This window comes from Sulfitobacter sp. KMM 9851, from assembly GCF_057178245.1.
The window spans coordinates 1,129,657-1,151,232 of record NZ_CM169991.1; the positions used below are offsets into that span (position 1 = coordinate 1,129,657).

Below are 21,576 nucleotides of genomic sequence, written 5' to 3' on the forward strand. Positions count from 1 at the left end.
GGTAGAACACAAAAACAGCGCCTCTAGGGGCGCTGTTTTTCGGTGTGCAGTCGGCGGCGGTGTCAGCCGGCGGCGCGCTGATCGGGGCGAAAGCCGATTTCCTCGGACACAGTGAAACGCCCGCCTTTGATCTTTTCGATCTTGCCCGCGCGCAACAGCTGCCCGAACGACCGCAGCCCGTCTTCGCGGGTGAAACCCTCAAGCCCGACCTGACGGACCTTGCCCATCAACTGCGGACGCGAGAATTGATCGCGGCCTTCGACAAAAGACATAAAGGCGGCGGCGGCTTCCAGGACTTCGGGCAGCTTTGTCGCGCCCATGTCGGCGGCAAACTCGGCAAAGCTGGCACCATCCACGGCAGTGGTGTTGTCGGTCACGGCGGCCACGCGGCGCGGACGAACCGGGCCTGCGGTGCGGGGGCGGTCAACGTCGATGCGCTGCTCGGCCACCAGTTTGAGGGGGGCGGGGCGCTGTTCGCTGACCGGGCGCGGTGTGCTGCGGTCGCTGGCGACAGGCCGGCGCGGGCGCACCACTTCGGCCAGATCGTCGCGGTAGGCGTTGTCGGCGCTGTCAGGTGCCGGCGTATTGCCCATGGCGTCGTCCGCCTTTTTGGCGGCAACGGCCGCACGCAGATGGGCAAAGGCGTGGCGGCGCGTGGCGCTTTCAGGCTCGTCCATCTGGTGATCGGTTTCGGACATCAGCCGCGATGTTTCGGTGCTGGCCTCGTCGTCAATCGCGGGCAGGACGCTGCGGGCGGCGCGGATCGTATCGCGAACCTGCTCTGCGCCGACGTCTGCGTCGTGCTGCGCATCGGTGTCGTTTTCCTGTGCGTCGATGTCGGCCAGCGCGGCGTCCAGATCATCGGCGTCGTCCTCGATCTGGTCGTCGCTGTCTGCACTGGCGTCGTCATCGAGGTCGTCATCGAGGTCGTCGCTGATGTCGTCGTCGATATCGTCCATGTCGGCCTCAAGCGCGGCAAGCTCGCGGGCGAGTTCGGCCTCGTCCTCTTCTGACAGGGTCGAGGGGCGCGCGTTGGATTTGGGCGTCTGAAGTGGGGCGTCGACCTCTTCGAGGTCACCGTTGGCGATGGCCTCTTCAAGGGCGGCGCGTTTGATCTTGATCACGCGGGCACGGCGCATTTCGGGGGCGTCGTGATGTTCGGCCTCTTTGGCCTCCGCTTCGGCATCGAACAGGTTGTTCACGGCGGCATCGGTGCTGTCGTCTTCGGCGCTGTCGTCGTCGATGCTGTCGTCATCGGATGCATCTGCCACCACGTCCACATCGGACATGTCATCTTGCGCCGCGTCGTCTTGGCTGTTTGCACGCTCCAGACGGCTGAGGATGTCCGAGATATCGTCGTCGTCCTGTTCATCCTGCACAGCCTCTGCCGCTTCGTCTTCGGCATCGTCGGCGGCAAGCGCGTCTTCGATGTCGCGGCGCGCGGTTTCGATATGGTCGTCGGCGGCGCTGTCGTCGGCCTCATCTTCTGCCATCTCCATCGCGGGGGCAGATGTCTCAGCGTAGGTGTCTTCGTCCTCGTCGTAACCCTCATCGCCATCGTCTTCGTCGTGCTGGGCCACCACGGCGCGGATGCGCTGGAGCTTTGCGGCAATGCTGTCGGCGGGGGCTGTTTCGGCAGGGGCGACCTCTTCGGCGGTTTGCACCGCGTCGTCTTCGTCATAGGTGCTGTCGCTTGGGGCTGCGTCGGCAAAGAAGGCTTCGACGTCGGCGTCGGGCTGGCCCGGAACGATGTCGTTCTCTTCTGTGTCAGCGTCTTGTGCAACGGCCGCTTCGGTGTCCGCGTCTGCGGCGACTTCGGCTGCCGCTTCAGCAATGGGGGCAGGTTCGGGCTGTGGTTCTGCGACGGGGGCCGGGGCATCTGCAACAGGCGCTTTTGCAACGGGCGCTTCTGCAACGGGCGCTTGTGCAACAGGCTCTTGTGCAACGGGTGCGGCTTGCGGCTGTGCCGCTGCGGCAAGCGGGGGTACGGGCTGCGGCGTCGGTGCGGCGTGATCGGCAAGCGCGCTCAGCACGATCTTGCCCTCATGCTCGCGGGCCTCGACCCGGCGGGAAATTTCCTTTTGCGCAATGCGTGTCAGCATCTCGGCGTCGGGCTGCGGCGGTTCGGCGCCGAAGTACCGGTCATCCGAGGCCAGATCGCGGAAATACTCCGCAATTGCTTTCATCGTGCCAAACGAATCGTCAAAGCCTTCCAACGTGCACGAAAAAGTGCCATAGGAGACCGTCAGAATTTTATTGTTACTCATCATCGGATGCTCGTCCTCTGCGGTTTTCTAGCTTACCGTTTACCACGATGCCCAAGACCAAAGCGGCCCGAATCTGTGCCAACTAACGTATCATTTCAAGGCGAGATTGTGGCAGGTTTCCAAAAGGGGCAGTAATTGACAGGTTCAGACTACATTGTTCACAGTTCAACTCCAATCACCCTTGTGGGTGGCGGGCAGGCTAGCGCAGCAGACCTGCACAAAGCGTTAAAGCTGGCCCCCCGCTGTGTCGCGGCGGATGGCGGGGCGGTGCTGGCGGTGGAGGCCGGGGTTGAACTGGCGGCGGTGATCGGGGATTTCGACTCTGTCCCGGCGGAGGTACTGGCGCAGGTGCCTGCGGACCGTGTGCATCACATTGCCGAACAAAACAGCACGGATTTTGAAAAGGCGTTGCGCCTGGTCGATGCGCCGGTGATTGTCGGCGTCGGCTTTACCGGGGGGCGCCTGGATCACCAATTGGCGGCGCTGCACGCATTGGCGCGGTATGCGCATCGGCCCTGCGTGCTGCTGGGCGAGAGTGAGATCGTCTTGCTCGCCCCGCCGATAATCACGCTGCCGTGCAAGGCGGGGGATGTGGTATCGTTGGTGCCGCTGGCGCCTGTGACGGGGCATAGCACGGGGTTGTGCTGGCCGATCGCGGGGCTCGACTTTGCCCCTGGTGGGCAGAATGGCACGTCGAACCGGGCCGAGGGGCCAGTGACGCTGACAATGGACGCCGCGCATATGCTGCTGATCCTGCCGCGGGCGCTTATGCCACCGGTGGTGGCACAGTTGTTGCGGCCAGATCACGCGCGGTGGCCCGTTCGCGCATGATAATATAAAGCCCCGACGCTATCGTGATCGCTATGCCGACAGCGGCCAGCGGGTTGGGCAGATCGCCAAACACCAGCAGCCCGAGCAGCGTGGCGAGCGGAATTTCAAGGTATTGCATCGGGGCCAGCGTCGCCGAGGGCGCATAGCGCAGCGACCACGTCATCAGCAGATGCGCGCCGGTACCCAACAGGCCAATGGCAACCAGCAGCGCCCAATCATAAGCGTCGGGCCGGATGGTCAGCAGGGGGGCGAAGCTGCTCCGCGCGCCAAGGGCCAGCAGCGGCACCATGACAGCCACGGCCATTACGCCGCTGACTGTCTGAAGGCCGATCGGATCTGTCTCTTTTGCGATCTGGCGGGTGATCAGCATAAAGACGGAGAAATTCACCGCCACGAAAACCGGCAAAAGTGCGGGCCAGCCGACGGTTGCAAAACTAGGCTGCACCACCAGCAGCGTGCCGATAAAACCCACGACGCAGGCCATCAGGCGACGCGGGCCGACTTCTTCTTGCAGGACGTATTTGCCCAGCAGCAGCATGAAAAACGGCATCACGAACGCAATTGCCACGGCATCGGCCAGCGGCAGGTATTTCAGCGCGGTGAACATCGCGGCGATGCCCGCGATGTGCAGCAGGGTGCGCAGGAAGGTCAGCCGCAGCACCCGGCCTTGCATCTGCCAGCGCCGCCCCGTGAACCAGACCAGCGGGATCAGCACCAGCGCCTGTAGGGCAAAGCGGATCATCACGACCTGGCCCAGCGGCACCGAGGCGCCAAGGATTTTGGCCACCGCGTCGCCCATCGGTGCGACGATGCAAAAGCCCAGCATGAGGGCGATGCCGAGTATGGGTTTGTCTTGGGTCATGGGGGCAGGCTAGGTCGCGGGCGGGGGCTGTGCAATCGCTGGCTGTACCTCGGGGGCAAAAAAATAGGTCTGTGGGCGCGGTGACTGTGGAGGGGTGGCACGCCCCGGCGTATGTGGGTCATCGCGCGGCGGCCGCGGGGCTTGGGGCGTGGGGGCCTGCTGTCGGGTTTCGGTCACATTCGCCAGGGCGCGGCGTCCGCACGGCAGCGCGGATCACGCCGCCGGTCGGCTGAGCGTGACCTGATTGCGGCCGTGGTTTTTGGCAGAGTAGAGGGCCTTGTCCACCCGGTCGAGCAGGCTTTCGACTGTTTCACGCGGGCATCGTCGTTCGGACAGGGACGCACCCGACGCGGCATCTGCCGGGCCGATGGCCATGCCGATGCTGATTGTCACGCTGATCGGGGCGGCGGCGGTCGGCAGGTTGAACGGGTGGTTGCCGATGTCATTGCACAAGCGCACGGCGGCGGCTTGTGCCTCTTGCAGACTAGTGCCGGGCATCACGATCAGAAACTCCTCCCCCCCGATGCGGGCGACCAGATCGGTCCCGCGCAGATTGGTGCGCAGCCGTTTGGCGGTTTCGACCAATACGGCATCCCCGGCAGCATGGCCGTGTATATCGTTGATGCGTTTGAAGTGATCCAGATCGGCCAGCATCACCGCAAAGGGGCGCGCGGTGTCCTGCGCCCGTTCTGCGATGCGTTGCAGATGCGGCATCGCGTAACGGCGGTTGTGCAGGCCGGTCAGCGGATCAAACACCGCCGCTTTCAGACCAGTGCGCACCGTAGCGCGCAGTTGGTCCGCCATCCGCTTGCGCCGCAGCAGCGCATGCAGTCGCAGCGCGAGTTCGGCCGCGTCAAAGCCGTCGGTCATAAGATCGTCTGCGCCCAGATCAAGCGCGGTTGCGGCAAGGGCCGCGTCGGGTTGCGTCTGCAAGACCAGCAGCCCGGCGTGGCGGGTGCTGGCGTTGGCCCGGAGCGTTGAGATCAGCCGCAGGCTGGCGTTGGCACCGCCCGAATCCCGGGGCAGGGCCAGCACGTAGATGTCCGGGGGCGCCTTTGGTTGTTCGTCGCGGATGGCCTCTGTTGGTTTGGCCAGCGTCAACCGCGCCTGCAGCAGGGGCCGCAACTGGCTCGCCCAGCCCAGGCCCGCGGCTGCGTCGGGGTGGATAAGCACACATTCCCCCTGCTGCGCGTAGGCGGTCGAGGGTTCAGCCAGCCCCAGCGCCCGGCTGGTGTCGTCGCGCATCTGCCATTCGGCGGCAGCATTGTGGGCCCGGATCAGGCTGCGCGCCCGGCCTAACAGCAGCGCGTCGTCCAGGGGTTTAAGCAGCACGTCATGCACGCCCGCCTCAAGCGCGGCAAGCCTGCTGTCGGCATGCGGACGGCAGCCAATCGCCATGATCGGGATATGTTCTGTTGCCGGATCGGTTTTCAAGCGCCGGCACAGGTCGGCGGCGCTGCCATCGGGCAGGGTGAGGGCGCAGATCACGAGGTCAGGCAATTCGGCGCCGGTCACTGCGACGGCCTGATCAAGCCCCTCGGACTGCAGAACCTGGTAATAGGCAGCAGCCAGCTTGACCTTGAGGACAATCCGATTTGTCGCGATCGCATCCACGATGAGGACCTTACCCTGCAATACGTCCGCCTTCCTGAACAAAGCCTATTTGATAGGGCAGTCTTTGCCTCTAATGGTTAACAAAGTGTTTCTAGATGGCCGGGATTGATAAAAACTATGGCGTATACGCAAGAAGCCGCTGAAACGCTGGCGCTCAGGGCGCTGGCGTGGCTGGCGGCCAATGATGATCTGTTGCCCGTGTTCCTCGGCAGCACCGGCGCGTCCGAGGCAGACGTCAAGGCGCAGGCGGCAGAGCCTGAATTTCTGGGGGCGGTGTTGGACTTTTTGATGATGGATGATGCGTGGGTCATGGCCTTTTGCGATCAGGCGATGATGCCTTACGATAAGATTATGGTGGCCCGCGCAGCACTGCCGGGCGGTGGAGAGGTGAATTGGACATGACTGAAATCAAAGGCTTGTTGTTCGACAAGGACGGTACATTGTTCGACTTTGCCGCCACATGGGTGGCTTGGGCCGAGGCCTTTTTGTTGCGTGCCAGTGACGGTGACCGCGACCTTGCGGTCCGGGTGGGGCAGGACATCGGCTTTGACCTTGATACCCGTCAGTTTGCCCGCGACAGTATCGTGATCGCGGGCACACCGGGCGAGGTGACCACCGCGCTGCTGCCGCATTTCCCCGCGATGGATCACGCCGCCCTGCTGGTGATGCTGAACGAAGAAGCCAGCGCCGCGCCGCAGCGTGAAGCGGTGCCGCTGATGCCGCTTTTGCAGGGCTTTCGCAGCCGTGGGTTGGCGCTGGGCGTCGCGACCAATGATGCCGAAGCGCCCGCGCGCGCGCATCTGGGCAGCGCCGGCGTGACGCAGATGTTCGATTTCATCGCCGGGTTCGACAGCGGCCATGGCGGTAAACCTGCACCGGGGCAGATGTTGGCCTTTGCGGCGCAGGTGGGCTTGCCTGCGGGTGCCATCGCGATGGTGGGCGACAGCACCCATGACCTGCACGCCGGCCGCGCCGCCGGGATGATCTGCGTTGCCGTGCTGACCGGGCTGGCCACGGCCGATGAACTGGGCCCTTTTGCGGATGTGGTGCTGCCTGATATCGGGCATCTGCCCGGCTGGCTGGACGGCCGGGCGGGCTAAGAGCGACGCGGCCGCGTTTACCAAGCGGGCTGATTTGAAAGCGACACATATCGTCGCGAATGGGCAGGCCGGGACGACCGGCATCGGGCCTTCTGGTGCTATGCTTCAGGAGAGTGCAGATGTCAGACGCCCCCAAACGCAGAACCCGTCACGGTGGCCGCTCAGGTGCGAAGGATCGGCGCGGCACCGCGGTGATCGAGCAGATGCCATGGAACCCGCCGATCAACATCGACCGCCCGACTGAGCCGCTGGACCCGGAAGGGGTGGAGGCGATCCATGATGGGGCGATGCGCATCCTCGAAGAGATCGGTATCGAGTTTCTGAATCACGAGGCACTGGATATCCTGCGCAAGGCGGGCTGCACCGTGAACGGCGAAAACGTCCGCATGGGGCGCGATTTCGTGATGGAATGGATCGGCAAGGCCCCGTCGGAGTTCACCCTGACCCCGCGCAACCCTGACCGCCAGATCACCATCGGCGGCAAGAACATGGTCTTTGGCAACGTGTCGTCGCCGCCCAACTACTGGGACATGGCGATTGGCAAAAAGGTGCCCGGTACCCGCGAGATGTGTCGCGACCTGTTGCGGCTGACACAGTACTTCAACTGCATCCATTTTGCCGGCGGCTATCCGGTGGAGCCTTGCGATATCCACGCCTCTGTCCGCCACCTTGATGTGCTTTATGACAAGCTGACGCTGACCGACAAGGTGATGCATGCCTATTCGCTGGGGACCGAGCGGGTCGAGGACGTGATGGAGATGGTGCGGATCGCGGGCGGGCTGAGCCACGCCGAGTTCGATGCCAGCCCGCGCATGTATACCAACATCAACTCGACCTCGCCGTTAAAACACGACATTCCGATGCTGGACGGCTGGATGCGGCTGGCGCGGCGCGGGCAGGGGTTGGTGGTGACACCGTTCACGCTGGCCGGCGCGATGGCCCCGGTCACCATGTCGGGGGCTGTTGCACAATCCCTGGCCGAGGCGCTGTGTGCTGTGGTGCTGGCGCAGATCATCAACCCCGGCTGCCCCTGTGCCATCGGCACCTTTACCTCGAACGTCGACATGAAATCGGGTGCGCCGGCCTTTGGCACGCCGGAGTACATGCGCGCGACCCAGATGACCGGGCAGTTGGCGCGGTTCTACAACCTGCCGCTGCGGTCGTCGGGGGTCTGTGCGGCCAACGTGCCGGACGGGCAGGCGATGTGGGAAACGTCAAACAGTCTTTGGGCGGCGGTGCAGTCGGGGACCAACATGGTCTATCACGCGGCTGGTTGGCTGGAGGGCGGGCTGATCGCCAGCCCAGAGAAGTTCGTCATGGATTGCGAGATATTGCAGCAGATCCAGCGCTATATGCAGCCCGAAATCTGCGCCACCGGGCCGGATGAAATTGCGCTGGACGCGATTAAATCGGTGGGCAGTGCCGGGCATTTCTTTGGCATCCAGCACACACAGGACCGATACACGACGGCGTTTTATCAGCCGTTCCTGTCGGACTGGAAAAACTACGAGGGCTGGGAGGTCGCAGGCGGCATCTGGACGGCGGAACGCGCGCATCACATGTTCAAAGAGATCGTCGGCAGCTTTGAGGAGCCGCCGATGGATATCGCGATCCGCGACGAGCTGGCGGATTTTGTCGCGCGGCGCAAGGCAGAGGGCGGCGCGCCGACGGATTTTTAGGGTGATCTGCCCCGGAATAACGGGCGTCAGCCCGCTGGGCCGCGCGTGCCTACGTGGATCATGGGGGTGCCGCTGCGGTGCGCCGGAAGAGGCGATCTGGCGAGGCTGAACGCAGGCAGTGGATAAGCCGCGCCTTGGCTGAGGGCCAATTTGGCACGCATAGATGTGCCAATCGCCACCCTACAGGCAGGCGGTGGCCCTCTGTTGCGCCGCCTTTAGTTCCCGAATTTACCTACAATTGCGATCATTGGGCTTATCTTAACCCCTCTGCGCCCATGCTGATGACGGGAAAAATGGGAATGAGACAGCTATGCACGGGCTTATAAACCGCAGCATCCAGAGCTATGTTTGCAACAGCTATGGCACGTCCGCCTGGGCCGAGGCGGCACAGCGCGCCGGGCTGGATTTCACCGATTTCGAGGCAATGCTGAGCTATGACGATGCCATCACGCCACGCGTCCTTGATGCTGTGTCTGATCTGCTGGACCGGCCCCGCGCCGACGTGATGGAAGACATCGGCGCCTATCTGGTGTCGCACCCCAGCCACGAACCCCTGCGGCGGCTGTTGCGCTTTGGCGGGGTCAATTTCTGCGATTTCCTGCATTCACTGGATGATCTGCCGGACCGGGCCAAACTGGCCTTGCCCGATCTGCATCTGCCGCGCATCGAACTGCGTGACCACGCCAATGGTCATTTCTGTCTGATCTGCGAGGCGCCTGTCGTGGGCTATGGGCATGTGATGATGGGCATCCTGCGGGTCATGGCCGATGACTATGGCGCGCTGGTTCTACTGGATCATACCGGGATCGAGGCGGGCGTCGAAACCCTGTCTATCACCCTGGTCGAAGCGGAGTTTTCAGCCGGTCGCCACTTTGATCTGGGGGCGCGGGCAGGATGAGCGTTTTGGCTGATACCGATGTGCTGGACGTTCTGTGCCCAATGCATCTGGTGCTGAACGCGACGGGCCATATCCTGCACGCTGGCCCGACGATCCAGAAACTGCGACCGGACCAGCCGCTGATCGGCAAACGCTTTCTTGAGGTCTTTGCGGTGCAACGTCCCCGCGCCATCACCTGCATGGCAGACCTGAGCCGTGCGGCCAACATCAAGCTGCATCTGCAAATGCGTGATGCACCGCGCACCGCGCTCAAGGGCATCTTGGTGCCGATGCTGGGGCAGGGGCCACGACCCGCTGATACGATGCACGTTGATACGATGTCCGCTGATACGCCGCCCGCTGACATGATAATCGTGAACCTCAGCTTTGGCATTTCGATCCTCGACGGGGTGCGCGACTACTCGCTTAGCAATGCGGATTTTGCCGCCACCGATCTGGCCATCGAAATGCTCTATCTGATGGAGGCGAAATCCGCCGCGATGGAGGCGTCGCGCCGGTTGAACCTGCGCCTGCAGGGGGCCAAGATCGCCGCCGAGGAACAGGCCTATACCGACACGCTGACAGGGCTCAAGAACCGCCGCGCGCTCGACACTGTGCTGACCCGGCTGATTGCCGGGCAGGGGTCGTTCGCGGTGATGCAGATCGACCTTGATTATTTCAAGGCCGTGAATGACACGCTGGGCCATGCCGCAGGCGATCATGTCTTGCAGGTGGTCGCGCGCATCATGGTCGAAGAAACCCGAGATACCGATATGGTGGCGCGGGTGGGGGGCGATGAATTCACCGTCGTCCTGCCCGATGTGCGCAGCGACGAGGTCTTGTGCAGCGTCGGTCGCCGCATCATTGCCCGCCTCGAAGAGCCGATCATGTTTAACGACACCCTGTGTGAGATATCGGCCAGCATCGGCACTGTCTGGATACAGGGCGGCGTGCGGCCGTCGATGGAGGGGTTGTTGGCGGATGCCGATGTGGCGCTTTATGCTTCCAAACACGCGGGCCGGGCGCAGCAGACTTTTTATTCCCCGGCCCTGCGCCAATCCGATGTCAATCTTGCGCCGGTACCGGGGCGGGTCGCGGCGGATCACCTGTCAAAATAACGCGCGGGCTGCGCCCGGGGGGGTGCATCCCTGTGGACCGCGCGCACGCCCTGTCGTATCACCCAAGTATGAAAACACCTCTGCATCTTCTGCGCCGACTGTCGCAGCGCCTGCGCACTGCCCGCCGCCGGGCGCGCTTTGCCGCGGCCCTGCATCACCTGCACGGACCAAAGCATCTGGATGTGGCCCCCGGCGATGTGGTGCTGATCGCCCTGGTGCGCGACGGCAGCTATTATCTGGATGCGTTTTTCCGCCACTACCGCGCCATGGGCATCCGGCATTTCGTGTTCATGGACAACGGTTCGACCGATGACACGATCGCCCGGATCAAGAAACATAAGGGCACGGTCATCGACCAGTGCAAACTGCCGCTGGCGGGGTATGAGGATCTGATCCGGCAATATCCGGCCCAGACCTATGGGCGCAACCGCTGGTGTCTTTATGTCGACATGGACGAGATGTTTGACTTCGAAGGCCGCAACGCCATCGGCATTGCCGGGCTGACCGCCTATCTGGCCGAACGCGGCTATAGCGCCATGGCCGCGCAAATGCTTGAGATGTTCCCGAAATCCAGCCTCGCCGCAGCCGCCGGGCTGCCCTATAAACAGGCGCTGCAAGAGTTCCTTTATTACGACATCAGCCATCTTCAGCGGGTTGATTACCACAGCCCAGAAATCCCGTTTTCCGCCCTGCTGCGCGACAATCTGCTTGCCACAACAGACGTGGCGTTTCTGTTCGGCGGGGTGCGCGGCAAGGTCTTTGGCGAAGACTGCTGCCTGACGAAACACCCGCTGATCTACAACGGTCCGGGCGTCACGCCGGCGCCGCATCCGCATCTGTCCAGCGGCGTGCGGGTGGCAGATGTGACGGGGGTGATCAAACATTACAAGTTCGCCAATGACCCTAGCGCACGCGATGCCGCCTCGCTGGCGGCAGGTGATCTGGCGCATGGCGAAGACGCGCAGCGTATGGCGGTGATGGGTGCCAATCCCGATGTGTCGCTGTTCTCGCTTGATGCACGCCGCTGGAACCGTGTCGAAATGCTCTACCGTGCTGAATTTCTGGTGCCGTCGGCGGCCTATAGCGCCCATGTCACCAGTTGGAAGGCCACCGCATGAGCCTTGCTGCCGTGGTCATCGGCCGCAACGAAGGTGCGCGGCTGCGCGCCTGTCTGTCGGCGCTCAAGGGGCAGGTGCGGCAGATTATCTATGTCGACAGCGGGTCGACCGATGGGTCGGTGCTGGCGGCAGAGGCCTTGGGCGCGCAGGTGGTGTCGCTTGACATGACACAGCCCTTTACCGCGGCACGGGCGCGCAACGCGGGCCTCGCGGCGCTGGCCGAGGGGGTGACGCTGGTGCAGTTCGTCGATGGTGATTGTGTTGTGCAGAACGGGTGGCTGGCGGCGGCCGAGGCCCATCTTGCCGCCCATGCGGACGTGGCGGTGGTCTGTGGACGGCGGCGCGAGGAACACGCCGACGCCTCGCTATATAATGCGCTGATCGACCGCGAATGGGACACGCCGGTGGGGCAGGCGCTGGCCTGTGGCGGTGACGCGATGATGCGGGTGGCCCCGCTGCGCGCGGTGGGCGGCTATCGCGATAGCCTGATCGCGGGCGAAGAACCCGAGCTGTGCCTGCGCCTGCGCCGCGCGGGCTGGACGATCTGGCGTCTGGACGCCGAGATGACAGCCCATGACGCGAAGATCACGCGCTTTGGCCAATGGTGGCGGCGCAGCCTGCGGGCGGGCCATGCCTTTGCCGAAGGGGCGGCACTGCACGGCAAGGAGCCGGAACGCCACTGGGTGCGTGAGACGCGCCGCGCGCTGGTCTGGGGGGCGGCGCTGCCGCTGCTGGTCCTGCTGCTGGCGGTCTTTGTGTCACCCTGGGCGTTGATGCTATCACTGATTTACCCCGCGCAGATGCTGCGGCTCGCCCGGCGCGGCGGCGCGGCCTGGGGGGTCTTCAGCGTGCTTGGCAAATTCCCCGAGGCGCTGGGCGCGCTGAAATACCACCTGCGCCGGGATGGCCGGATTATCGAATACCGCTGACCCCCCCGCAGATCTACGTCGCCAAATGAACGTCCCGCCGGACGCTCGCGTCCTCACCGCTGACGCAACGCCTGCGCGACAAGCGCGGGCAATATCGCAAAACACTTTGCATATCGCGGCACCATGCGCGCCGGGCTTTGCAGGGCCCGCCACAGCCACTCCAACGCCAGCATCCGCATGAGGCGCGGTGCGCGCTGTTGATGTCCGGCAAGAAAATCCAACCCCGCCCCGATAGAGGCAAACCCGACCTGCGGCGCGACCACGCGGCCCCGCGCCGCCAGCATTTCTTGTTTCGGCGCGCCAAGCGCCAGAAAACACAGGCCCGCACCGCTGTCTGCGATCGCGCGCAGCGCCGCGTCGGCTTGCGCGCCATTGGGGTCAAACCCCATCGGCGGGGCCGCGCGGTGGCAGATGACCAGCCCCGGCACCCGGTCCTGCAAGGCCGTAGCAGCGCCCGCCAGCGCCGCATCGTTACTGCCGAAAAAAGCCACCGAAACGCCCAATTCTGCCGCCAATTCGCAGATCGGCACGATCAGATCAGAGCCGGGCATCAACGCGACCGGCCTGCGCGCCAGCCGCGACAACCACACGACGGGGCGGCCATCGGCCACCACCAGATCATGGGCGCGGTACGCGGCGGCAAAGCCGGGGTCACTGGGCAATTTGGTAAGGTGATCGAGGTTCAGCGTGGCCAACGCGAATCCTCTGCGCGCCGACATTCGGTCGCGCAGGGCGCGAAACAATGCCGCGCGGGTTGGGATATTGACCACCACCACCGCGCTATTATGCCCAAATTTCACGCCCGAGCCCCCGGCGTACCAGCGCAATTATCGCAGCCATGGCCGCTGACGCGTAAAAATTTCCGTTTGTTTTCAATGTTCATCTGCCACCCGGGCCTTTGCTGGCTTGCACTGCCGGGAAAACTAGCGGGATGACAGGGGGCAGACCAGATGGTAATTTGCCCCGCCTCACCTCAGACCGCCCCAATCGTGCCTTGCACACCACCCGCGCGCCCCAAGGACCACATGCCAAATCCCATTGCCTATCTGATGTTGCTGATCTGGCCTTTTGCCTGTCTCGTGATGTTTCGCAACATGGCGCTGCAACGGGCGCTGATCTGGTCGATCCTTGGTGGCTATCTGCTGTTGCCGCCCCTGACGGAATTCAACCTGCCGCTGGTGCCCGCGCTCGACAAGGTGTCGATCCCGAACCTGAGTGTGGTGCTGATCATCGCCTTTGCGATGAAGCAAAAGCTGCACCTGTGGCCCGACGGCTGGACTGCGCGTGTGCTGGTGGCGGGACTGGTGCTGTCGGCGGTGCCGACGGTGATGACGAATGGCGACCCGATTCTGTTTCAGGAGTTGCGCGGTGTTGCCCCCATTACCTTTATTGTCGATGCCCTGCCGGGTCAGTCGATCCGCGATGTAGGGTCGGTGCTGATTGCGCAGATGCTGATGCTGGTGCCGTTCCTGCTGGCGCGTCAGTTTCTGGCCGATGAAAAAGGTCTGCGCGAACTGTTGCTGGCCTTTATGGTGGGGGGGCTGATCTATTCGGTGCCCGCGCTGATCGAAATCCGCTTTTCGCCGCAGATCAACGTCTGGATCTACGGGTTCTTTCAACATTCGTTTGAACAGATGATGCGCGACGGCGGTTTCCGCCCGATTGTGTTTTTGCCCCATGCCCTGTGGCTGGCGCTGTTCATGTGTACCGCATTGCTGTCGGCCTGCGCGCTGGCACGGCAGACACCGCAGCTTGACCGCTGGAAGGCGCTGCTGTTGGCGGGTTACCTCGCGGTTATCCTGTACCTGTGCAAAAGCCTGGCCTCGCAGGCCTATGCGCTGCTGCTGGTGCCGATGGTGTTGCTGACCCCGCCGCGCTGGCAGATCCGGCTTGCACTGGCCTTTGGGATTGTGGCCGTGGTCTATCCGATGCTTCGCAATGCCGGGTTGGTGCCACTGGACGCGATCCTGGCACAGGCCGAAGCGATCAGCGCCGACCGTGCGCAGTCGCTCGGCTATCGTTTTGGCAACGAGGAACAACTGTTGGCGCGCGCGGCAGAGAAACCACTGTTTGGCTGGGGCGGCTGGGGCCGCAGCCTGATCCGGGATGCGCAGACCGGCACGATCCTGTCTATCCCCGATGGGCGCTGGATCATCATTTTTGGCACCTTTGGCTGGCTTGGGTATCTGTGCGAATTTGGCCTGCTGGCGCTGCCACTGTTGCTGATCTGGCTTTCCCTGCGCAGTGCGCCCGGCGTTGCGCTGTCACCCTGGGTGGCACCGCTGACGCTGATCCTGGGCATCACCATGATGGACATGCTGCTGAACGCGACGCTGACGCCGCTAACCTGGCTTACGGCTGGGGCGATCCTGGGCCATGCCGAGGCGCGGTTTCCCGCGCGCCGACGCGGGCCGCGCCATGCCCTGACGGGGGCTGTGTTGTCCCAAAAACAAGGCGGTCACAAAAAACGCACAATTTTATAGGCGCGGTGCTGTTCCGATCCAAATACGGCGATATTGTTTCGAATGCTGCTAGAATCCTAGCACCGGGGGCGTACTGTTGTGGTAGATTGCGGAATGTCCGCGCCTACCATCGCTAAAATCCGTTGAAAATTGCGAGGAAAGGTGAGGTTTCGGCTCATTTTTGCCAGATTTGTCTGTTGAAAACGCGGGCATGATCTTAAGTTCACCAAGGGGGCTCATACTTGTTTTTGGACGGGGTATGGGATGATTTGTAGACCAATGAACACCACCAAGAGCCGCTCTTTCACAGGTGAGGACATTGCTATTGTTGGCATGTCCGTGAATGTGCCGGGTGCCGTCACCACGGATGCCTATTGGGCAAACCTGCGCGCCGGTGTGAGCGCCATCAAACGGTTGAGCGAGGACGATCTGCGCGCCGCTGGCGAGAGCGCCGAGACCATGGCGCGCGCCAACTATGTGCCGTTCGCCGCCAGACTTGACGGGTTCGACACCTTTGATGCCGAGTTCTTTGGCTTTTCCCCCAAGGATGCCGCCATCCTAGACCCGCAGCACCGCAAATTCCTTGAGGTTGCTTGGGAGGCGATGGAGCAGGCGGGGCATGTGCCGGAAACCATCCCCGGCCCGGTGGGCGTCTATGCCGGCTGTGGTATGGGTAGCTATTTCTATTTCAACATCTGCTCAAACCCCGATCTGGTCGAGGATGTGGGCATGTTTCTGTTGCGCCACACGGGCAACGACAAGGATTTTCTGTCGACACGTGTCAGCCACGTCTTTGACCTGAAAGGTCCGTCGATCAATCTGCAAACGGCCTGCTCCACCTCGCTTGTGGCGATCCATTATGCCTGTCAGGCCCTGCGCGCCGGCGAAGTGGATATGGCGCTGGCCGGCGGGGTTACGATCGAGCTGCCGCAGGGGCGCGGTTATGTGTTCAAGGAAAATGAAATCCTGTCGCCGGATGGGGAATGTCACGCCTTTGACCACCGCGCGCAGGGCACTGTCTTTGGCTCGGGTGCGGGGGCTGTTGCGCTGCGGCGGCTGAGCGATGCGATTGCCGATGGCGATCATATCTGGGCCGTGATCAAGGGGTCGGCGGTCAACAACGATGGCGCGGCCAAGGCGGGGTATCTGGCCCCGTCCGTCGATGGCCAGGTTTCTGCGATTGCACGCGCACTTGACGCCGCAGGGGTCGCGGCGCAGAGCATCGGCATGGTCGAATGCCACGGCACCGGCACCTATCTGGGTGACCCGATCGAGGTCGCGGCACTGACCGAAGCCTACCGCGCCGAGACGGACGCAGAGGATTTCTGCCGCATCGGATCGGTCAAAACCAACATCGGCCATCTGGACACGGCGGCGGGTGTGGCGGGGTTGGCCAAGGCCACGCTGGCGCTGCATCACCGCCAAATCCCGCCCTCGCTGGGCTATGAGGCACCCAACCCCGCGATCCCCTTCGACGGGTCGCCCTTTCGCGTAAATGACGCGCTGTATGACTGGCCCGCGCAGGACACACCGCGCCGGGCGGCGGTGAACGCCTTGGGCGTCGGCGGCACCAATGCCCATATGATATTGGAAGAAGCGCCCGCGCGCGCCGCGTCGGAAGACAGCGATTTCCCCTTTCACGTGCTCTGTGTCTCTGGCCGCAGCAAAGCCGCTCTTGACGCCAACAGCGCGGCACTGGCCGCCCACCTGCGCGCACATTCCGACCAACCGCTGGCCGATGTGGCCCATACGTTGAAAAACGGGCGGCGCGGGTTTGATAAGCGGCGCGTGCTGGTGGCAGAAAGCCATGAAGAAGCGGCCACCCTGCTGGAAGGCGGTGATACCCGCCGCGTCTTTAGCCATGATTTTCTAGGCGATGATCCAGATGTGGTGTTCATGTTCCCCGGCGGAGGCGCGCAATATGCCGATATGGCGCGCGACCTATACGAGACAGAACCGGTCTTTGCCGACTGGATGGACCGTGGGCTTGACCATCTTGAGCCGCAGTTGGACTACGACATTCGCGCGCTCTGGCTGCCCGGACCGGATGACCGCGCCGCAGCCGATGCCGCGCTGAAGCAACCGTCGGCGCAATTGCCGCTGATCATGATTGTGGAATACGCGCTGGCGCAGCTTTGGCTGTCCTGGGGTGTGAAACCTGCCGCGATGGTGGGTCATTCCATGGGTGAAAACGTCGCTGCCTGTCTGGCGGGGGTGATGCGGTTTGAGGATTGCATTGATCTGGTGCTGCTGCGCGGGCGGCTGTTCGACGAGGTACCGGCGGGCGGCATGATCAGTATTTCCGCTCCACTTGCGGTGATCACGCCCTTGCTGGGCGATGATCTGGACATCGCCAGCGTCAACGGCCCCGAACTTATCGCGGTGTCCGGCCCTGACGCGGCGCTGGAGGCGCTGCAAACGCGGCTGATGGGGGCGGATGTGGACTATCAGCGCATCGCCATCGACATCGCGGCACATTCCCGGATGCTGGCGCCGATCCTCGCCCGTTATCGCGCGTTTCTCGCCGCATTAGATTTGCAGGCGCCCACCATACCGTTCCTGTCAAACCGCAGCGGCGATTTTATTACGGCCGCCATGGCCACGGACCCTGATTACTGGGTTGATCAGCTGCGCAACACGGTGAACTTTGCCGATTGCATCACCCGGCTGTCCGCCGGGCGCAAATCGGTCTTTCTTGAGGTTGGTCCGGGCAAGGCGCTTTCGGCGCTGGCGCAGATGAATGCTGATGTGGCGCCCGCGCAGGTTTTGTCGTCGCTGCGCCACCCTGAACAGGATATCGCGGATGACGCCTATTTTCTTGGCGTGATCGGGCGGCTCTGGGCCTGCGGTGTTGAGGCCGACTGGAGCCAGATATGGGGCGAGGCGCGGCGCAACCGGGTCATCCTGCCGACCTATCAGTTCCAGCGCGCGCGCTATTTTATCGAACCCGGGCAGGCGGTGCAGACCAGCACCGCGCCTGCGCTGCTGCGCGAGAATGACATCGGAAAATGGGGCGCGCTGCCGCATTGGCAGCCGCGCTATGCCGAAGAAGGTCCTGACCTGAACACGCCGCTGACATGGCTCGTCTTTGCCGATGCTGCCGGGCTGGCGGATGACGCCATCATTCGGTTGCTGGATGCAGGCCACAAGATCGTGCGTGTCACGGCAGGTGACGGGTTTGCCCAAGTGGCACCGCAGCACTTTACACTGGCCGCCGAACAGGGCCGCGCGGGCTATGATCAGCTGATCGCGGGGTTGCAGGCGGCGGGGCAGATGCCGGACCGGATCGCGCATTTCTGGCTGACCGATGATCAGGTCGCGCCGCGCCCCGGTTCCAGCACCTTTGACCGCAACATCGAACAGGGGTTCTGGAGCCTGACGTGGCTGGCGCAGGCGCTCACCGACGCGGGGCTGGACGCGCCGCTGCATCTGAGCGTGTTCACCACCGGTGCCGCGCTGGTGCAAGACGCGGCGCTGACACATCCCGAAAAGGCGCTGATCAGCGGCCCGGTCGGGGTCTTTGCCCGCGAAATGCCGGGGCTGACCTGTGCGCAGATTGATCTTGACCCGGCGGTGCCGCCGGTCGCGCCGCGTTGGTTCGCCAAGGCGGCTGCGCCCGCGCCGGACCCGCGCCTTGATGGCGTGATCGACGATTTGTTGGCCCGCCCGGCCAATACCCAAGCCGCCCACCGGGGCGCGCGGCGCTATGAACTAAATTACCGCCCGGTTTCCCTGCCGCAGGATGATTTGCTCCAGTGGCGCAGCGGTGGCACATATCTGATCACCGGTGGCTTTGGTGGCATCGGCATGACGCTGGCCGCCGATATTCTGGCCACGCCAGAGGCCCGGGTGGTGCTGCTTAGCCGGGTGGCGCTGCCACCGCGCGAGGCATGGGAGGGCTATCTGTCTGCCCATGGTCCCGCCGACGCCACCGTGCGGCGTATTCGGGCGGTGATGCGCCTTGATGCCGTGGCCGCAGCACATGGCGGCGCGCTGGAACTGGCGCAGGCCAATGTCGCCAACGTCGCGCAGATGCGCCGGGTGGTTGATGATGTGCAGGCCCGCCATGGTGCCATCACCGGGGTGATCCACGCGGCAGGTGTGCTGGATGACGCGCCGCTGCTGGCCAAGAGCGATGCCGCCATCGACGCGGTGCTGGCCCCCAAGGTACAGGGCCTGAGGGTGCTTGACCAATTGCTGCCCGATGGGGCGGTGGAATTGATGGTGCTGTTCTCGTCGACCTCCACCGCCACGCGCAGTGCGGGGCAGGTGGATTATGTGGCGGCGAATGCCTGGCTCAATGCCTTTGCCCAGGCGCGGCGCGGGGGGAAAACCCGCGTGGTTGCCGTGAACTGGGGCGTGTGGGCCGATGTCGGCATGGCGGCCGACAGCCTGTCTGGGGGCGGCGCTGCCGTGCTGCCGACCCGTCCGATCACTGCCGCCCTGCTGCGCGGTGCCGGGGCTGGCGCTACGGGCGAGCCTGAGTTCACCACCGAGATTTCCAGCGCGGATTGGCTGCTGGACCAGCACCGCACCGGCGATGGCCGCGCCGTCATGCCTGGCACCGGCTATATCGAACTGCTGGCCGAGGCGGCCGAGGCGCAGGGGTTGGGCACCGGTTTTGTGCTGCGCGATCTGTATTTCCTGCGCGCGTTGCCGCTGGCAGATGGTGCGACACGGGCGATGCGCGTGACCTTGCGGGCCGAGGGCGCGGGATTTGCCGCCGAATTGCGCAGTGCCTGTGTGCTGAATGGCAAACCCGGCTGGCAATTACATGCGCAGGCCACGTTGCTGCCGGCCGAGGGCGCACCCGCGCCCCTTGATCTGACCAACATCGAAGCGCGTTGTAAGACGGTGGCCGAAGCCGCCCAAGGCGACCGCCTGCGCGCCGCGCAAGAGGCGCATCTGACATTCGGACCGCGTTGGCATGTCTTGCACCGCACCGCGTTGGGCACGGGCGAGGGACTGGCCGATCTGCACCTGCCAGACGCCGTCCGGGGTGATCTTGAGGCCGGGCATATCCTGCATCCGGGCTTGATGGACATCGCAACCGGCTGGGCGATGCCGCTGGTGCCGGGCTACGGTGCGCGCCATCTCTGGGTGCCGCTGTCTTATGGTGAAATCCGTGTTTATGCCCCGCTGCCTGCGCAGGTGCGCTCTTATGCGAAGCTGTCCCAGGGGGCGGCAGCCGACGGGTTTGCCCGCTTTGACGTGACGATCTGTGATCCCGCTGGCCGGGTGCTGGTCGAGGTGCGCGATTTTGCGATGAAACGGCTTCAGGGCGCGTTGGGGGACACGCCGCCGCTGGACGCGCGCGAAGTGACGTTCGACGATGCCAGCAGCACCGACAGCCGCAGCCCTGCCGAGGAACGTCTGGCGCATCTGGTGCGTCAGGGCATCCGCGCGGGCGAGGGGCCAGAGGCGCTGCGCCGGGCGCTGGCGCTGGGGCAGCCACAGGTCATGGTCTCTTCCCTGCCGCTGGCGGCGTTGATCGCACAGGCCGACACGCCCGTGGTCGAAGCGGTACACAGTGGTCAAAGCTTTGAACGGCCCGATCTGGACGGCACCTATGTGGCACCCCGCAACGGGATCGAAGAAAAGCTCGCTGCGATCTGGGGCAATCTCTTGGGCGTCAGCCCGGTCGGCGTCGAGGACAGTTTCTTTGACCTTGGGGGGCATTCGCTGATCGCGGTGCGCCTGTTCGCCGCCGTGAAACGCGAATTCAAGGTCGAGTTCCCGATCTCGGTGCTGTTCGAAGCGCCGACAATTGCCAAATGCGCCGCCCTGATCGCGGCAGAAACCGGCGAAATCGACGGTGCGGATGACAGTGCAGCCCCCGCTGAACCGGCGCGTCGTTTCACCTATCTGGTGCCGTTGAACCAGTCGCCGCGCCAGACCGCGCCGCTGTTCATCGTGGCGGGGATGTTTGGCAACGTGCTGAACCTGCGGCACCTGGCGCTGCCTTTCTATGATGAACGCCCGGTGATGGGTGTTCAGGCGCGCGGGTTGGTTGGCGATGACGCGCCGCATACTGACGTGACCGAGGCGGCGGCGGATTACCTGTCTGAAATCCGCGCCATGCAGCCGGAAGGGCCATACCTGCTGGCCGGCTATTCGGGCGGCGGGATCACGGCCTATGAGATGGCGTGCCAACTTAGGGCGGCGGGGCAGGAGGTTGCCGTTCTGGCGATGCTCGACACGCCCTTGCCCGTTCGCCCCAGCCTGTCGCGCCGTGACAAAGCGTTGATCAAGCTGGCGGAACTGCGCCACAAGGGGCCGGGATATCTGATCGAATGGGCCCGCAACCGCTGGAACTGGGAAATCGAGCGCCGCCGCACCCCTGAGGGCGCGATCACCACTGCACCGGGGGCGGAGTTCAACGACCTCAAGATTCAAGGCGCCTTTCTGGCCGCCGTAGGGGCATATGAAACCCCCGACTGGGACGGCCCAATGGCCCTGTTCCGACCGCCGCTGGACTTGCATTGGCAGGTGTCGCAGGGGCGGTGGGTCAGCGCAGAGCGGGAATATGTCTTTGAAGACAACGATTGGCGGCAGTACGCCCCCAATATGCAGGTGATCGAAGTGCCGGGCGACCATGTGAGCATGGTTTTGGCCCCGAATGTCACGGTGCTAGCGCAGGATCTGGCCGAGGTGATCGCGGCGGCATTGCCCGCTGACGAGGCCAGCGAGCACCCCCGTGCCACGGCGGCGGAATGACC

General features: G+C 63.9%; 14 protein-coding genes. 10 read left to right on the top strand and 4 right to left on the bottom strand.

Annotation, left to right across the window (positions count from 1 at the left end; translation table 11 throughout):
• Positions 1–62: 62 nt before the first annotated feature.
• Positions 63–2,270: a hypothetical protein gene (locus tag AC1965_RS05615; protein WP_483886303.1), complete on the bottom strand. Its 2,208-nt coding sequence runs from the start codon at positions 2,268–2,270 to the stop codon at positions 63–65.
• Between the two features lie 132 nt (positions 2,271–2,402).
• Here AC1965_RS05615 and AC1965_RS05620 point away from each other — a divergent pair, with 132 nt between their 5' ends.
• A complete protein-coding gene (locus tag AC1965_RS05620; protein WP_483886304.1) occupies positions 2,403–3,098 on the top strand; it encodes a thiamine diphosphokinase in 696 nt (231 codons plus the stop codon).
• Here the strand turns inward: AC1965_RS05620 and AC1965_RS05625 are convergent.
• Entirely contained in the window at positions 3,034–3,960 is a 927-nt protein-coding gene (locus tag AC1965_RS05625) for a DMT family transporter (protein ID WP_483886305.1), read from the bottom strand. The genes AC1965_RS05620 and AC1965_RS05625 overlap by 65 nt on opposite strands.
• A gap of 213 nt (positions 3,961–4,173) precedes the next feature.
• Positions 4,174–5,595 (bottom strand): diguanylate cyclase, encoded by a 1,422-nt coding sequence (locus AC1965_RS05630; protein WP_483886306.1) that lies wholly within the window; start codon positions 5,593–5,595, stop codon positions 4,174–4,176.
• 96 nt (positions 5,596–5,691) lie between these two features.
• Between AC1965_RS05630 and AC1965_RS05635 the strand changes: the two genes are divergently transcribed.
• From AC1965_RS05635 to AC1965_RS05665, 7 genes are all read left to right on the top strand, one after another.
• A complete protein-coding gene (locus tag AC1965_RS05635) occupies positions 5,692–5,976 on the top strand; it encodes a DUF3572 domain-containing protein (RefSeq protein WP_483886307.1) in 285 nt (94 codons plus the stop codon).
• Positions 5,973–6,674 (top strand): HAD family hydrolase, encoded by a 702-nt coding sequence (locus AC1965_RS05640; RefSeq protein ID WP_483886308.1) that lies wholly within the window; start codon positions 5,973–5,975, stop codon positions 6,672–6,674. Before AC1965_RS05635 ends, AC1965_RS05640 begins: the two co-directional genes overlap by 4 nt.
• 119 nt (positions 6,675–6,793) lie before the next feature.
• Positions 6,794–8,353, top strand: a complete 1,560-nt coding sequence (locus AC1965_RS05645) for a trimethylamine methyltransferase family protein (RefSeq protein WP_483886309.1) — start codon at positions 6,794–6,796, stop codon at positions 8,351–8,353.
• Between the two features lie 310 nt (positions 8,354–8,663).
• On the top strand, positions 8,664–9,251 hold the full coding sequence (locus AC1965_RS05650) for a heme NO-binding domain-containing protein (RefSeq protein WP_483886310.1): 588 nt from the start codon (positions 8,664–8,666) through the stop codon (positions 9,249–9,251).
• A complete protein-coding gene (locus AC1965_RS05655) occupies positions 9,248–10,348 on the top strand; it encodes a diguanylate cyclase (RefSeq protein WP_483886311.1) in 1,101 nt (366 codons plus the stop codon). The genes AC1965_RS05650 and AC1965_RS05655 overlap by 4 nt, the downstream gene beginning before the upstream one ends.
• Positions 10,349–10,416: 68 nt before the next feature.
• Entirely contained in the window at positions 10,417–11,466 is a 1,050-nt protein-coding gene (locus tag AC1965_RS05660) for a glycosyltransferase family 2 protein (protein ID WP_483886312.1), read from the top strand.
• A complete protein-coding gene (locus AC1965_RS05665; RefSeq protein ID WP_483886313.1) occupies positions 11,463–12,395 on the top strand; it encodes a glycosyltransferase family 2 protein in 933 nt (310 codons plus the stop codon). Before AC1965_RS05660 ends, AC1965_RS05665 begins: the two co-directional genes overlap by 4 nt.
• Before the next feature lie 53 nt (positions 12,396–12,448).
• On the opposite strand, the gene AC1965_RS05670 is transcribed toward AC1965_RS05665, so the two are convergent.
• Complete coding sequence (locus tag AC1965_RS05670; RefSeq protein WP_483886314.1) at positions 12,449–13,195, bottom strand: WecB/TagA/CpsF family glycosyltransferase; 747 nt, start codon at positions 13,193–13,195, stop codon at positions 12,449–12,451.
• 225 nt (positions 13,196–13,420) lie between these two features.
• Here AC1965_RS05670 and AC1965_RS05675 point away from each other — a divergent pair, with 225 nt between their 5' ends.
• The gene (locus AC1965_RS05675; RefSeq protein ID WP_483886315.1) at positions 13,421–14,878 is read left to right on the top strand and encodes a hypothetical protein; all 1,458 of its coding nucleotides are present in this window, start codon (positions 13,421–13,423) and stop codon (positions 14,876–14,878) included.
• A 258-nt stretch (positions 14,879–15,136) separates the two neighbouring features.
• Positions 15,137–21,574 (top strand): type I polyketide synthase, encoded by a 6,438-nt coding sequence (locus AC1965_RS05680; protein WP_483886316.1) that lies wholly within the window; start codon positions 15,137–15,139, stop codon positions 21,572–21,574.
• The last annotated feature ends 2 nt before the right edge of the window (positions 21,575–21,576 follow it).